We start from the raw sequence: 15,902 nt of genomic DNA, 5'->3' as shown, positions 1-15,902 counted from the left end.
CCATCAGCGTGCGCCCTCGGAGACGATGCGTGCGCTGCTGGCGATGCGATCACGCTCCACTGCCAGCAAGGTCAACGAGTGCGCCGGCGCCTTCCATTCGCTGCCGCCGGCCACCACGCGGCCGCCATGGCGTGCGGTGTCGACCAGTACGCGCCAATGTTCGTCGTGCATCGCCGGCAGCGTGAACGACACGCTGGTGGAGGCCGCATTGATCAGCATCAGCAAGGTCACGTTGGCGGCGATCTCGCGCAGACCGGTGGTCGGCGAGCGGCCATCCAGGCGCAGCATCAGCGCGCGCGCTTCCGGGTCGTGCCAGCCGGCTTCGTCCATCTCGTGGCCGTCCGGTGCCAGCCAGGTGAGATCCTTCAGGCCCAGCGCTTCGTCGAACTTGCCATCGAAGAAGCGGGCGCGATGCAGCAGCGGGTAACGCTGGCGGATGCGGATCAACCGCCGCACGAACGCAGCCTGATCGGCGGCGGCGGCCTTGGTGGCGGCAGTCCAGTCGATCCAGGTCAGTTCGTTGTCCTGGCAATACGCGTTGTTGTTGCCGTTCTGGCTGTGGCCGAACTCGTCACCGGCCAGCAGCATCGGCGTGCCCTGCGACAGCAACAACGTGGCCAGCAGGTTGCGCATCTGTTGGCGGCGCAGTTGCTTGATGCCCGGGTCGTTGGTGTCGCCTTCGACACCGTAATTGGCCGAGATATTGTGGTCGCTGCCGTCCCTGCCCTCTTCGCCGTTGGCGAAGTTGTGCTTGCCTTCGTAGCTGACCAGATCGCGCAGGGTGAAGCCGTCGTGCGCGGTGACGAAGTTGACCGACGCGGTGGGGCGGCGGCCGCTATGGTTGAACAGGTCGGCCGAGCCGGTCAGGCGCGTGGCCAGTTCGGCCAGCTGACCACCGTCGCCACGCCAGAACGCGCGCACGTTGTCGCGGAACTTGTCGTTCCATTCCACCCAGCCCGGCGGGAAGTTGCCGACCTGGTAACCGCCCGGGCCGATATCCCACGGCTCGGCGATCAGCTTGGTCTGGCTCAGTACTGGATCCTGGCGCACCGCATCGAGAAAGCTGCCCGACGGATCGAAGCCATAGCGCTCGCGGCCGAGGATGCTGGCCAGGTCGAAGCGGAAGCCGTCGACATGCATTTCCTGCACCCAGTAGCGCAGCGAGTCCATCACCATGCGCAACGCGCCGACGTTGGTCAGGTCGAAGGTGTTGCCGGTGCCGGTGTCGTTGATGTAGAAGCGGCGATCGTCGGCCAGGCGGTAGTAGCTGGCGTTGTCGATGCCCTTGAACGACAGCGTCGGCCCCAGCTCGTTGCCTTCGGCAGTGTGGTTGTAGACCACGTCCAGCAGCACTTCCAGCCCCGCATGATGCAGGCGCGCCACCATCTGCTTGAACTCGGCCACGGTGCGCGTGGACATGTAGCGCGCCTGCGGCGCGAAGAAGCCCAGCGTGTTGTAGCCCCAGTAATTGCGCAGGCCTTTTTCCAGCAGGTACTGGTCGTCGACGAAGGCGTGAACCGGGAGCAGTTCCACCGCGGTGACGCCGAGCGAGCTGATGTGGTCGATCAGCTCGTCGGTCTTGAGGGCCGAGAAGGTGCCGCGATTTTCCGGCGGCACTGCCGGATGCAACATGCTCAGCCCGCGCACGTGCGCTTCGTAGATCACCGTGCGGTTCCACGGCGTCTGCGGCGGGCGGTCCTGGCCCCAGGTAAAGGCCGGGTCGATCACCGCCGATTTGGGCATGAACGCCGCGCTGTCGCGACGGTCGAAACTCAGATCCTTGTCGCGGTGGCCGATGGTGTAGCCGAACAGATGCGGCGCCCATTTGAGCTCGCCGACGATCTGCTTGGCATACGGGTCCAACAGCAGCTTGTTGTGGTTGAAGCGATGCCCGGCCTCGGGCGCATAAGGTCCATGCACGCGGTAGCCGTACAGCTGGCCGGGGCGTGCGTCGGGCAGATAGCCGTGCCAGACCTCGTCGGTGTACTCGGGCAGCGCCAGGCGCTCCTGCTCGCGGCCACGCTCGTCGAACAGGCACAGCTCGACACGGGTAGCGTTACGCGAGTACAGCGCGAAGTTGACCCCCAGGCCATCCCAGGTGGCGCCGAGCGGGTTGGGACGGCCTTCGCGAATGCGCGAGCGCTGAGTGAACTTGCGGGTGGCCATCGGTAACTCCTGAGAACGGTGAACTCAAAACGCTGAGCGAATGCGGGTGCCTGCGTGCCCGGGCACGCTCACCCTGGCACGGCACAGCCTGCAGGGTGAACCATGTAAGGTGACAGAGGCACCGTTACTGGCGTGCAGTCACCGGCGGGCCAGCCTGTTCGGCGGCGCGCTCTTCGGCATCCACCAGCCGCTCGGCCATAGCCCAATGCCGATCTGCGTGGCCGTCCGGGCGGCCTTCGGCCTCCCAGATCTCCTGTGCCAACTGGCGAAGCCGCGCTTGCCGTTCCGTGTCGTTCATTGCTTACGTTCTCTTAGGGGGTCAACAACACTGCCACTGGCGCACGTGCAAACAGCGTGGATATCGCCACGCGGCCGCCTTGCGGCTGCAGCGTGCTGCCATCGAGCACATTACGATACGTGGCGGGCGGCAATGCCAACGACGCCTGACCCCAATTGGCCGGCGGCACCAGCAGCGGCAGGTCGCCATCGCCCTGGTTGCCGGCCCCCAGCCGCGTCACTGCCACCACCAGCGACTGGCCGCGGTACTGGCGGCGGAACGCCAGCACCTGCGCATCGCCGCTGACCGCCACGGTCAAGGGCTGATAATCGCCCTTCGCAAACAGCGACGGATGTTCGGCACGCAGCTGCAACAGCAGTGCGGTGAGACGTGCCTTGACTGCGCCATCGCGCCAGCTGCGCAGCAGCGTGTTCCAGTCGCGCGCCTGCTGCAGCCATTGCTGGCGCTGCGCGTAGTCGACCGGGCGGCGGTTGTCCGGGTCCACCAGCGACAGATCCCAGCCTTCGGTGCCCTGGTACAGGTCAGGCACGCCCGGCACGGTCAGGCGCAACGTGGTCTGCACCAGCGCATTGCGCGCACCGGCCGCGGCGATGTGGTTGCTGGCGCGCAGCAGCGCCCGCCGCAGCGGCAACCCGGCGCGGCTGCACAGCACCTGCTCCACGGTGGCCTGCACGGCCTGCTCGTAGGCCGGCGAGCCATCGGTCCAGCTGGTGTGCAGCTTGGCTTCGCGCACCGCCTTGAGCAGCCACTGCGCAATGCGCTCGGCGTACTCGGCCAGCGGCTCAGTCTGGTCGGCGCCCAGTCCGATCGGCCAGGCGGCCACCAGGGTCTGCCAGAGCATCTGCTGGTCGCCACCGGCCAAGGCCGGCGAGTCCAGCGTCTCGGTCAAGGCATCGAACTGGCTGCTCTGCTCGATCCACCAGCGCGGTTGCTCGGACAGCACCGCCAGCCGCATGCGCAGGTCTTCGCCGCGCTTGTGGTCGTGCGTGGCGGTGGCCAGCAACGCGCGCGGGAAGTGCTTGGCGCGTTCGAGATTCTGCGCGTGGAACTCGGCCGCGTCGTTGGCGAAGTGGGTCGGATGGCTGCCGACCTCGTTGCGCGACAGCAGCACGCCATGCCGGTAGAACGCGGTGTCTTCCACCGACTTGGCATTGAGCGGTGCGGACAACTGCTCCACGCGACGACGCAGGATGCGCCGCAAGGCGACCTGCGCGCGGTCGGCGCCGGCATCGTCGAGCAGCCAGCGCTCGATCGCGTCGACGGCCGCAACGATCGACTCCGGCATGCCCTCGCGCGCACGCGCGGCAGTGGCGCGCAGGCGCTCGGCTTCGCTGCCGGTCACGCCCTTGGCACCGGCGTAGGTGCGGTACACCGGAAACCAGCGCAGCAACACGCACAGGCCGCGCGCCAGCATCTGCGGACTGAACTCGCGCGTTGGCGGGTCCAGTCGCGCCAGTGCCGACAACGCACCCACGGCGCGATTGAATTCGGTCTGCAGCGGGCCGCGCAGCATCTCGTCGCGTGCGCTGCGCTCTTCCTGTGCGAAGTCGCCACTGCGCCCGCTCACCTTTTGCCAGGCACGCGCCAATGGCTTGAAGCCGGCCGGGTCATGCAGCACGCCGCCGACCTGGTCCATGAAGTCGTAGCCGGTGGTGCCATCGCAGGGCCAGTCGGCCGGCAAGGCTTCGCCGGGCGCCAGGATCTTTTCCAGATACAACCCCAGCGTGCCGGGCTTGAGTCCACGCGTGCGGCCGGCCGCATCCAGCCGGCTGCGCAGCTTGCGCACATAGCCGGTGGGGTCGGTGAGCCCGTCCACATGGTCGATGCGCAAGCCGTCCAGATGGCCTTCGGCCACCAGCCGCAGCGGCAGCGCATGCACCGCGTCGAACACCGCCGGCAGCTCCACGCGCAATGCCACCAACGAGGTGATATCGAAGAAACGACGGTAGTTGAGCATGTCGTTGCCCACGCGCCACCAGTTCAGGCGGTACGGCTGGCGCTCGATCAGCTTGTGCAGGCGGCCATCGCCGCGCTTGGCGCCGTCGTTGTAGTCGCGCAGCCATTGCGCACGTGCGGCCTTTTCCGGCACCTCCAGCGTCTGCGGACGGATCGGGTAACGCTGGTCGTAATGCGCCAGTGCCGCGCTGCCGTCGTCCTCCACCACCAGCGTGATCAGGCCTTCGGCCAGTGCGGTGGCATACGGGCGGTCCAGCACCGCCAGCCACAACTTGCCGTCGCGCCCGGGGGCGCGCCAGTCAATGTCGAACCAGTCGGCATGCTTGGCGCTGCGGCCATGGCGCAGCACATCCCACCACCATGCGTTGTCCGCATGCGTGGCCATGTGGTTGGGCACGATGTCGGCGATCAGGCCCATGCCGTGCTCGCGCGCGGCCTGCGACAGGGCGATGAGCGCGTCTTCGCCGCCGAGTTCGGGATTGACCACGGTCGGGTCGATATTGTCGTAGCCGTGCGTCGAGCCCGGCACCGCAGTGCCGATCGGCGACAGGTACAGATGGCTGATGCCGAGGCCGGCGTAATACGGCACCTGCGCGAGCGCATCGTGCAGGGTGAAGCCGACATGCAGCTGCAGGCGGGCGGTGGCGCGAAGTTCGATCATGGATGCGGTTCCGAAACGGCCGCGACGCGACGCGCCTCGGCAAAGCCCTGCAGCGCCGTACTCAGGCGCGCATGCGGCAAGGGATCGGGCAGGCGTCGACGCCAGTTGGGATGGACCTCGACGGTGCCCGGCAGATTGGGTTGTTCTTCCAGCGCCAGCGCGTCTTCCACCGGCAGCAAGGCCAGGGGCGAGACGCTGGTGGCGGTGAAGCGCAGCGCGCCCAGCAGCGGGTCGTCCGCCGCGGTCAGGCCGGCGTGTTCGACCGCCGCATCCAGGCGTGCCAGATCCTTGCTGCGTGCGGTGGCGTCATCGCTGGCCTGCGCGGGCTGGATCAGTTCCAGCTTGCGTCGCCAGTCGATATCGCGGCCTTCGCGCCAGCCGGTCAGGGTGGGCAGATCGTGCGTGGTGGTGGTGGCCACCGCATCCGGCCGCCACAGCGCCGGCGAGACGAAGGCGCCATCGTCGTCGCGGGTGAACATCAACACATCGATGCCCATGACCCCGCGCCGCGATAGTTCCTCGCGGATGCCCGGCGGCACCACGCCGAGGTCTTCGCCGATCACGATCGCCCGGTGCCGCCACGATTCCAGCGCGAGCAGGTTGAGCAGATCGTGCAGCGGATAGGCCAGATACGCGCCTTCGTTGGAGCTGGCACCTTCCGGCACCACCCACAGCCGCAACAACCCCAGGATATGGTCGATGCGGATGCCGCCGCGGTCGCGCAGCACTGCGCGCAGCAACGCGATGTAGGGCGCATAGCCGCTACGCCGCAATGCGGTGGGCGAATACGCACCGATGCCCCAGTGCTGGCCATCGGCATTGAAGGCGTCCGGCGGCGCGCCCAGCACCAGGCCGCGCAGCACGGTGTCGGCGGCCGCCGCGGCTTCGGCGCCATTGGGATCGAAGCCCACGGCCAGATCGGCGATCAAACCGATCTTCATGCCGCGCTCGTGCGCCTCGCGTTGCGCATCGGACCAGCTGCGCGCCGCCAGCCATTGCGTGAACACGTGCAACTGCGGATCGCCGTCGCCGAAATCCTGCGCGGCAAACCGTGCAAAGCCCTCCAGCGCCTCGCCGCCCTCGCTGCGGAAGGCAGCCAGATCGGGATGATCGGCGGGCACGCGGGTGTAGAGATGGCGCAGCAGCTGCCACTTGGCCTGCGCCGAGGCCGGCCAGTCGATCAGGGCGCTGTGGTGCAGCGTATCGAAGCGCTCGCGCAGGCCGGGCACCTCGTTGATCGCCTCCAGTGCGAGCTCGCCCAATATGCGCACCGGTGCGGCATGCAGGGGATCGAGAAAACGCCGGTCGCTGGGCGAATACGGGCTGTAGCCGCCGGTGACCGGGCGCGCGGCATGCACCGGGCTCAGGGCCAGGGCATCGGCACCGGCCAGTGCGGCATGCCGCACCCATTCCACCGTGCCGGATGCGTCGCCGATGCCGGCGTCGTCGATGCTGCGTGCCGAATACACCTGCAGCGCCATGCCCCAGGCACGCGGTGCCGGCAGGCCACAGGCATCGGCCACGCTGAAGCAGCGTTGCGGGGCGACCGCGACCTGCTGGGTCAGGCTGCCGATCTGCAGCGTCCAGTAGCCGAAACGCTGCGGCGCACGCACCTGCCCCTGCGCATCGGCATGCGCCGGCTCGCTGGCGCCGCTGTCGTCCAGCCAACGGCCGCTGGCGTTGGCGGCAACCGACACCGGCAGCAACCCGGCCACCTGCACGGTCAGCAGCGGCGCCGGCTCGGTGGCGTGCGCCTTGCAGCGACGCAGGCTGTCTGCGCGCTGCGCAGCGGTGCCGGCAGGCAGTTCCAGCGCGGTCAGCACCGCATGCAGCGATTGGTCGGACACCTGCCGTGGCTGGTCGCTGGCATCCACCCAGTCCACCATCACCCCGGCCGCGCCGGCCAGCGCATGCAGATCGCTCCTGCTCAGATCACGGGTACTCATGCGCGCGCCTCGTGCCAGGCGATGAAGCCATCGACCGGCAACTGCTGCGCGTCGGCGGCGACGTTTTCGACATGCGCCACGCGGCCGCGCAGCGGCGGCATCGGCACCGCCGAGGCACCGACGTTGAAGGCGATATGCCACAGCCCGTCGGGCAGCTCCCAGCTGGCGGTCACTGCGCCATCGGCCAGCACGCTGGCGCCCACCGCGCGCGCCTGTGCAAGCCCCGGTACCAGCCACTGGCGGCGCACGCCCAGCAGCGCCTTGAACCAGGCTGTCCACTGCACGCCTTCGCCCTGCGCGGCGTCTTCGATCGGCGAACGCGAGGCGGCGAAGGTATCGTGGCTGTTCGGATCGGGGATGGTGGCGCGCTGCGCTTCGTCGGCGAATGCGGCGAAGTGCGCGAATTCGCGACGGCGCCCTTCGCGCACTGCATCGTCCAGCGGCGGGCCGAAGTCGGTGAAGAACAGGAACGGCTGCGTGGCGCCCCACGGCTCGCCCATGAAGAACAACGGAATCATCGGCGTCAGCGTGGTCAGTGCCAGCGCAGTACGCAGGCGTTGCGGCGATACCAGTACGCTCAGCCGCTCGCCGCGCGCACGGTTGCCGATCTGGTCGTGGTTCTGCGCGAAGACCACGAACTTGTGCGGCGGCAGCGCCCCGCTGGGCTCGCCACGCACATGCCCGCGCGGGTCCGGCTCGCCCTGGTAGGCGAAGCCTTCGCCCAGCACGCGCGCCAGGTGTTGGGTGGGCTTGTCGGCAAAGGCGGCGTAATAGCCTTCCTCTTCGCCGGTCAGCAGCACATGCAGGGCGTTGTGGAAATCGTCATCCCACTGCGCGGTGTAGCCGCGTTGCAGCTGTGACGCCTGGTTGGCCTCGTTTTCCAGCACCAGATGCACGTGGCGGCCGGCCGGCAGGCTGGCCTGCACGGTCTGCCGCAAGGTATCCAGAAAGGCGTTCGGGGTGATCGCATGCACCGCATCCAGGCGCAGGCCGTCGAAGCCGTATTCGTGCAGCCACATCAGCGCGTTATCGAGAAAGTAACGCTGCACCTGCGGCTTGCGGAAATCGATCGCCGCGCCCCATGGGGTGGGCTTGTCCTCGTTGAAGAACGGGCCGGCATAGCTGTGCAGATAATTGCCGTCCGGGCCGAAGTGGTTATAGACCACGTCCAGCAACACCATCAGGCCGTGTCCGTGCGCGGCGTCGATCAGCGCCTTCAATTGGTCCGGCGTGCCATAGGCTTCTACCGGTGCATACGGCAGCACGCCGTCGTAGCCCCAGTTGTGCGCGCCCGGAAATGCGCTCAGCGGCATCAGCTCGATCGCGGTGATGCCCATCGCCGCCAGCTGCGGCAGTTGCGCCTGCACACCGGCATAGCCGCCGCAGGTGCCGACGTGCAGTTCGTAGATCACCGCCTCGCCCCACGGCCGTCCCTGCCACTGGCTGTTCTGCCAGGCGTAGCCATCGCTGCGCTGCACGGCGCTGGGGCCGTGCACGCCCTCGGGCTGCCAGCGCGAGGCCGGATCCGGCACCGGTTCGCCGCCATCGACGCTGTAGCGATAGCGCGCATCCGCCGCGCATTCGATCACCGCGCTGAAGAAGCCATCCTGCGCGGCCTGCAACGCGATGCGCGCGCCGTCGTCGAAGACCACTTCCACGCTTTTGGCATCCGGTGCCCAGAGCGCGAAGCGCACCTGTCCCTCACCCGCTGGCCATGCACCCCATGCCGGCGTGGTGTCGTTGCGCTCGTTCATTCTTATTTCTCCGCTTGCAGATAGATCGTGGCCAGCGGCGGTAGGGTCAGGCGCAGGCGTTGTGCGTGCCCGTGCATGCCCATCGGCTCGGTCGCCAGGCGACCGCTGTTGCCGAGGTTGCTGCCACCGTAATGGGCACTGTCGGTATTGAGGATTTCGCGCCAGCCGCCGGCACGCGGCACGCCAACGCAATAGTCGTGGTGCGGTTGCGGGGTGAGGTTGCTCACCGCCAGCAACGGTGCGCCGCCATCGGGATCGTGGCGGATGAATGCCAGTACGCTGTTGCGCGCGTCGTCGGCCACGCTCCAGTCGAAGCCGTCGGCACGATGCGTGCCGCGGTACAGCGCCGGCACCCGTCGCAACGCGGCGTTGAGGTCGCCGACCAGTTGCTGCACGCCGCGATGCGCGGCGCCGTCGAGCAGATGCCAGTCCAGCGATTGATCGTGATTCCAGTCGTTCCACTGGCCGAACTCGGCGCCCATGAACAGCAGCTTGTCGCCCGGATGCGCCCACATCAACGCCAGGTAGGCGCGCAGATTGGCAAAGCGCCGCCAGTCGTCGCCGGGCATCTGCCCGAGCAGGCCACCGCTGCCGTGCACCACTTCGTCGTGCGAGAGCGGCAGCACAAAACGCTCGGAGAACGCGTACACCAGGCCGAAGGTGAGCTGGCTATGGTGCTGCGCGCGCTCGGCCGGATCGCGCTGCATGTAGCCCAGCGTGTCGTGCATCCAGCCCATGTTCCATTTGTGGGTGAAGCCCAGTCCGCCCTCGCTGGTCGGCGCGGTCACGCCCGGCCAGGCGGTGGACTCTTCGGCGATGCTCAGCACACCGGGAAAGCGCGTGGCAATCTCGCTGTTGAGCTGGCGCAGGAAGGCGACCGCTTCCAGATTCTCGCGGCCGCCATGCGCGTTGGGCACCCACTCGCCTTCGGCACGGCCATAGTCGCGATACAGCATCGAGGCCACTGCATCCACGCGCAGGCCGTCGAGGTGGTAGTGATCGATCCACTCCAGCGCGCTGCCCAGCAGGTAGGCGGTAACTTCGGGCCGGCCGTAGTTGTAGATCAGCGTGTTCCAGTCGCGATGCATGCCTTCGCGCGGGTCGGCATGCTCGTACACCGCGGCGCCGTCGAACTGCGCCAGGCCGTGTGCATCATCGGGAAAGTGCGCGCTGACCCAGTCCAGGATCACGCCGATGCCGGCGCGATGACAGGCATCGACGAACTGGGCAAAGCCATCCGGGCTGCCGTGGCGCGCAGTCGGTGCATACAGCCCCAGCGGTTGATAGCCCCAGGAGCCGCCAAACGGATGTTCGGTGATCGGCAGCAACTCGATATGGGTGAAGCCGAGCTGCTGCACATAGGGGATCAGTTGTGCGGCCAGCCCTGGCCAGTCCAGCGGCTGGTTGTGCCCATCGCGCCGCCAGGACGCGGCATGCACTTCATAAATCGACAGTGGCGCCGGCGCGGCATTGGCATCGCGCGCGGCCATCCAGGCGGCATCGGTCCAGGCAAACGCAGCCGCGCCCGGCACCACCGAGGCGGTGGCCGGCGGCAATTCGCTCTGGCGCGCCACCGGGTCGGCCTTGAGCAATACGCGGCCATCGGCAGCGGTGATGGCGTACTTGTAGCGCGTGCCGGCTTCCACACGCGGCAGGAACAGCTCCCAGAACCCGCCGATGCGCGGGCGCATCGGGTGCCGGCGCACGTCCCAGCCATTGAAATCGCCCACCACCGCCACGCGTTGCGCATGCGGCGCCCACACCGCAAAGCGCACCCCGGGCACGTCGTCGCAGTGCAGGTGCTGGGCACCCAGGGCACGACGCAATGCCTGGCCGTCGCCGGCAGCGATCTGCAGCAGGGTGGATTCGTCCAGCGTGGCGGCAAAGGCGTAGGGGTCTTCGATCTCCTGCACCACGTCCGGCCACACGATGCGCAGCCGATACGGGCCTTCGACCGCCAGCGTGCCCTCGAACACGCCATCGACCGGGCCGGCCTGCATGCGCGCCAGCAACTTGCCGCGTGGATCGATCAGGCCCATCGCCTCGGCACCGGGCGCCAGCACGCGCACCAGCCGGCGGCCGTCCGCCTGGGAATGCGGGCCCAATACCGCGAATGCATCGGCAGGCAGGCCATCGGCCAGCGCCTGCACGCTCTGCACCAGATCCGCCATCCCATCCATGGTCACCGCCGTCGCTTCCGTCTCCTGCCCCTGCACGCCCAGCCGTTCGCTCATGACACCGTCGCAAGCGCGGGAGCGGTTGCGGCGGTGCGTTCGTACAGCGAGAGGTATTTCTTGCCCGCCACATCCCAACCACTGGGACGCAGCATCGCCGCGCGGCGCATCGCCGACAGCAGGCTGGGCAGGCGGAAGGTGCGGAATGCGCGCTCCAGGCAGCGGCGCAACGCTTCCACGCTGGCGTGCTGGAACAAAAAGCCGGTGACGCCGTCATCCACCGTGTCGATCAGACCACCGGTGGCGTGCGCGATCGGCAGGCAGCCAAAACGCTGTGCATACATCTGGCTCAAGCCGCACGGCTCGAAGCGCGACGGCATCAGCAGGAAGTCGGCGCCGGCGAACATGCGCCGCGCCAGGCCTTCCTCGAAACCGATGAAGGCACCGACCTGGCCCGGATAGCGCCGGGTCAGCTCGGCGACCTGTTGCTCGATCTCCGGCTCGCCACCGCCGATCACCGCGATCTGGCCGCCGGCCGCCACGATCTGCGGGGCGACCTCGCAGATCAGATCCAGGCCCTTCTGATGCACCAGCCGCGACACCACCGCAAACAGCGGGCCGGTGCTCTCGCGCAGCCCGAAAGCCTTGCGCACCTGCGCGGCGTTGGCCTGACGGCCCTGCCACTGATTGACGCTGAAGTGCGTGTCCAGATATTCGTCGGTACGCGGGTCCCAGCTGGCGTCGATGCCGTTGACGATGCCGGTCAGCGCGCCCTTGGCGGCGCGGCCGGCCAGCAGGCGGTCCAGGCCACAGCCCTGCGCCGGGCCGGTGATCTGCTGGGCATAGCTGACGCTGACCGTGTTGACGTGGTCGGCATGCACGATGCCGCCGCGCAGGAACGACATCTGCCCGTAGAACTCCAGCTCGGCCACACGCTCGGCCGGGATGCCCAGCGCAGCGGCCATCGAATACGGCACCAGGCCCTGGTAGGCCAGGTTATGGATGGTCAACAGGCACGGCGTGGTGCCGCCGGACCAGCGCACATAGGCGGCCGCCAGCGCGCACGGCCAGTCGTTGAGGTGCAGCAGGCGCGGCTTCCAGCCCAGCCCGGCATGGCCGGCGGCGATCTGCGCGGCGGCATGCGACAAAGTGGCAAAGCGGATCGCGTTGTCTTCGAACTCCGAGCCGCTGGTGCTCACATAGGGCGAGCCGTCGCGTTCGAACAATTCCTTGGACAGCAGGATGTAGATCGGCAGCCCGTCCGATTGCACGATGCGGCCGATGTCGCAGGCCGGCAGTGCGGCATGCGCCAGCACCCGGCCGACGATCTCCACCTTGCCCGCGCGTGCCAGCACCGCGCGATAGCCGGGGATCAGCACACGGACGTCGTAGCGATGGCGCAGCGCGCGTGGCAGCGCCGCGGCCACATCGCCCAGACCGCCCGCCTTGATGAAGTCCGCCATCTCCGACACCACGAACAAGGCGCCGCGGGTATCGGCCGGCGACACCGGCAGGCGCTCGTGATGGCGAATGAAGCGGCCACGTGCATCACGCGGTCGCCCGCTCTTCTTCAGAGTCGGGAGCATCGTGCTGCGCTCTAAGCGTGCGGTAGTAGCGTGAAGCGGCATCATGGCAACCATCTAAACGTCCGTCGTAAAGTGGGTGGAGACGGAAAAACAGCGAAGCGACAACCATCATCTGCCGATTCAGCCAGACGACCTGCTACGAATGAGGAGCGGGGCCAACGCGCGTACTCCACGTTGTCCTTGGGACGAATCTACACCCCGGGCAAATAAAATATGCGTGAATACGTGCTGACTTTTCTGCGACATCTACATTCCCTTGCGCATGGTTGCGTAGCTCTAAAGGCATAAGCGGCGCATTGCAGTGCGATGACATCCCTGCCGTGGTGCGCGGTTGTTGAAACGCACCGAAAGCGGGCAACGACGGCGGCGCCCGCCATCACCCGCATGACTTGTTCAGCCGCGCACGCAGGACCGCTGTCGTCTACTGCCTGGCATCGGGGCTGCCTGCCGGAACTGCGCAGACCTGCCCAGACCGCTTAAGCGCGACGCCCGCGCGCCGATAACCCGCAATGGCACCACGACTTTCCGAGACCCCGGCGCATGGCAGACCAGCCTGAACTCCCAAGCCGCCCACGTGGCGGGCTGCGCCGCCTGTTGCCCTGGGGCGGCGCGGACAGCGCGCGCCCGGCCGCCGCCCTGCCCAGCGTGATCGGCAGCGGGCACGGCCTGGCCGCGCATCAGCTGGTGCCGGCCAAGAACAAGTCCGGCGCGCACGACCCGGCGGCCGCCACCGCCCTGTTGATGCGCCTGTTCTCGCATGCCGCGCATCCGGAGGCCTTGCTGCTGGCCTTCGCCGAAGGCATCACCAGCCTGCATGGCGAACTCGGCGACATGGGCGTGCGCCTGAGCGCAGCCTATGCGGCCGGCGACTGGCCCGGCTACGGCCGCACCCTGCGGCAACTGATCGACAAGTACATCCGCACCATCGATACCGGCGACTCGCTGGCCGAAGGGCGCACCGAAGCCGAACAACTGCGCGACCTGCTGCGGCACGCGCTGGGCAATGCCCTGGCCACGCTGCTGCAACGCAGCCCGGAACTGGCCGAGGAAGCGCAGACCCTGGCATCGGCACTGCGCCACTGGCGCCCCGGCCATGAGCTGATCACCCTGGAACAGCGCCTGCGCGAACTGAGTCACCAGATCGGCCTGCGTGCCGAAGATGCCAGCGAGCAGCAGAACCTGCTGCTCGGCCTGTTCGACCTGTTGTTGGAAAACGTCGGCGAACTGCTCGACGATCGCAGCTGGCTGCAGGGCCAGATCTCGGTGGTGCGGCAGCTGATCTCCGGGCCGCTGGATGTCAGCTCGATCGAACAGGCACGCGGCACCTTGCGCGAGGTCATCTACAAGCAGGGCCTGCTCAAGCAAGGCATTGCCGACTCCAAGACCGCGATGCGCGAGATGATGGTGTCCTTCGTCGACCGGCTCGACGGCATGGCCACCAGCACCGGCGAGTACCACGATCGCGTTGCCGGCTATTCGCAGGCGATCGGCGACGCTCGCAGCATTCCCGACCTTAACCGGCTGTTGCAGGACGTGCTACAGGACACTGCCGGGGTGCAGGCGCAGGCGCTGGCCGCACGCGACGAGCTGCTGGCCGCACGCCGCCAGGTCGAGGACGCCGAGCAGCGCATCGCCTCGCTCGAACAGGAACTCAAGGACGTGGCCGGGCTGGTGCGCGAAGACCAGCTGACCGGCGCGCTGAACCGCCGTGGCTTCGAGGAACTGTTCCAGCGTGAGGCCGCACGCACCCAGCGCGGCGGGCAACCCTTGTGCGTGGCGATGCTGGATCTGGACGACTTCCGCCGCCTCAACGAGACCCACGGCCACGCCGGTGGCGACGCCGCGCTGCGCCACACCGTGGACGTGGCCAAGTCGGTGCTGCGCACCACCGACGCCATCGCCCGCTTCGGCGGCGAGGAGTTCGTACTGCTGTTGCCGGACTCCACCATCTTCGAAGCCAGCGCGGCGGTGATCCGCCTGCAGCGCGCACTGGCCCAGCGCTCGTTGCTGCACGAGGACGTGCGCGTGTTCGTCAGCTTCAGCGGCGGCGTGGCACTGCGCCATCTCGACGAGGCCCAGGACGATGTGATCCGCCGTGCCGACCGCGCCATGTACGACGCCAAGGCAGCCGGCAAGAATCGGGTGATCAGCGCCGACTAGCCGCGAACGCGGCCTGCCGCATCGACCGGTCATACCGGATTACCGGCGCACGACGCAGAGGCGCCGCCGGTCTTTCGGTTGCCGCCGGGCCCCACTACGACCAACCGCTTCCGTGCGGCGACCAGGGGCTCCCCTGGCCCGCCGCGGGACGGCGTCAGTGCGCCGCCGGCTTCCCGCGCAGCTTCTGGAACAGCATCACCGCGCCCAGCACGATCGCACCGGCAACCACGCCGACCAGCATGTTGCCCAGTGCATCGACCAGCCAGCCCATGCCGCCGGCTGACTTGGCCAGGCCCTGCACCAGGTGATGCAACGCCGGGATGTTGTGCACCAGGATGCCGCCGCCGACCAGGAACATCGCCAGCGTGCCGGCCACCGACAGGAACTTCATCAGCCACGGCGCGGCCACCAGGATGCCGCGGCCCAGCGCCGCCAACGCCGCGCCCTTCTTGCTCAGGTACAGGCCCAGGTCGTCCAGCTTGACGATGGCTGCGACCAGGCCGTACACACCGATGGTCATCGCCAGCGCGATCGCCACCAGCACCGCGACCTGCTGGCCGAACGACACCCCGGCCACCACGCCCAGCGACAGCACGATGATCTCCGCCGACAGGATGAAGTCGGTGCGGATCGCGCCCTTGACCTTGTCCTTTTCCAGCGCCACCACGTCCACGTTCTGGTCGGCCAGCGCGCGGGTGCGCTCGGCATGCCGCTGCGCTTCCTCGTCCTGGTTGTGCAGGAACTTGTGCGCTAGCTTCTCCACGCCCTCGAAGCACAGGTAGGCACCGCCGATCATCATCAGCGGCATCACCAGCGGCACGTTGTAGCCGCGCCCGCGCAGCCAGGCCTCCAGGGCGCTGATCGCCAGCGCCGCCGGCACCAGGATCACCTTGTTCATCAGCGAGCCCTTGGCCACTGCCCACACCACCGGCAGCTCGCGGTCGGCGGTGACGCCGGTGACCTGCTGCGCATTGAGCGCCAGGTCGTCGCCGAGGACGCCAGCGGTCTTCTTGGCCGCGACCTTGGTCAGGATGGAAACGTCGTCCAGCAGCGTGGCGATGTCGTCGAGCAGGGTGAACAGGCTGGCACCGGCCATGCGGGGGTCCTTCGTGAGTGGCGGTGGATTCTCGCCGATCCTGCGCCCGTATGGGGTGATGGCAGGCGGTTGCACGCCGTTGCCGACCGTTGGTGCGCGATCCCG

The 15,902-nt window shown here is 68.1% G+C and carries 9 protein-coding genes; 1 reads left to right on the top strand and 8 read right to left on the bottom strand.

Going from position 1 to position 15,902, the window contains the following annotated elements; genetic code table 11:
• Positions 1-3 precede the first annotated feature (3 nt).
• The 7 genes from glgX to glgA all read right to left on the bottom strand — a co-directional run bounded on the left by glgX (position 4) and on the right by glgA (position 12,595).
• Entirely contained in the window at positions 4-2,166 is a 2,163-nt protein-coding gene (gene glgX / locus ABQ039_RS02070; protein ID WP_054592630.1) for a glycogen debranching protein GlgX, read from the bottom strand.
• 124 nt (positions 2,167-2,290) lie between these two features.
• Positions 2,291-2,464 (bottom strand): DUF2934 domain-containing protein, encoded by a 174-nt coding sequence (locus ABQ039_RS02065; RefSeq protein ID WP_005993048.1) that lies wholly within the window; start codon positions 2,462-2,464, stop codon positions 2,291-2,293.
• Between the two features lie 13 nt (positions 2,465-2,477).
• Complete coding sequence (gene treY, locus ABQ039_RS02060; protein WP_349778561.1) at positions 2,478-5,081, bottom strand: malto-oligosyltrehalose synthase; 2,604 nt, start codon at positions 5,079-5,081, stop codon at positions 2,478-2,480.
• Complete coding sequence (gene malQ, locus ABQ039_RS02055; protein WP_065033036.1) at positions 5,078-7,027, bottom strand: 4-alpha-glucanotransferase; 1,950 nt, start codon at positions 7,025-7,027, stop codon at positions 5,078-5,080. The genes treY and malQ overlap by 4 nt, the downstream gene beginning before the upstream one ends.
• Entirely contained in the window at positions 7,024-8,781 is a 1,758-nt protein-coding gene (gene treZ, locus ABQ039_RS02050) for a malto-oligosyltrehalose trehalohydrolase (RefSeq protein WP_184609960.1), read from the bottom strand. The genes malQ and treZ overlap by 4 nt, the downstream gene beginning before the upstream one ends.
• A gap of 2 nt (positions 8,782-8,783) precedes the next feature.
• Positions 8,784-11,015 carry a 1,4-alpha-glucan branching enzyme gene (locus ABQ039_RS02045; RefSeq protein ID WP_184609958.1) on the bottom strand — a complete coding sequence of 744 codons (2,232 nt, stop codon included), beginning with the start codon at positions 11,013-11,015 and terminating at the stop codon, positions 8,784-8,786.
• On the bottom strand, positions 11,012-12,595 hold the full coding sequence (glgA, locus tag ABQ039_RS02040) for a glycogen synthase GlgA (protein WP_047127915.1): 1,584 nt from the start codon (positions 12,593-12,595) through the stop codon (positions 11,012-11,014). Before glgA ends, ABQ039_RS02045 begins: the two co-directional genes overlap by 4 nt.
• A 486-nt stretch (positions 12,596-13,081) precedes the next feature.
• On the opposite strand from glgA, the gene ABQ039_RS02035 reads away from it, so the two are divergent.
• A complete protein-coding gene (locus ABQ039_RS02035; protein WP_184609957.1) occupies positions 13,082-14,701 on the top strand; it encodes a GGDEF domain-containing protein in 1,620 nt (539 codons plus the stop codon).
• A 154-nt stretch (positions 14,702-14,855) separates the two neighbouring features.
• Here the strand turns inward: ABQ039_RS02035 and ABQ039_RS02030 are convergent, their stop codons facing one another.
• Positions 14,856-15,797 (bottom strand): DUF808 domain-containing protein, encoded by a 942-nt coding sequence (locus ABQ039_RS02030; RefSeq protein WP_184609956.1) that lies wholly within the window; start codon positions 15,795-15,797, stop codon positions 14,856-14,858.
• Between the last annotated feature and the right edge of the window lie 105 nt (positions 15,798-15,902).

Origin of the sequence: Xanthomonas sp. WHRI 6108 (assembly GCF_040202385.2) — a bacterium.
Taxonomy (GTDB): Bacteria; Pseudomonadota; Gammaproteobacteria; order Xanthomonadales; family Xanthomonadaceae; genus Xanthomonas; species Xanthomonas arboricola.
Note: the sequence above shows the minus strand (reverse complement) of the source record. Positions and strands in the feature narration are given on the sequence as shown.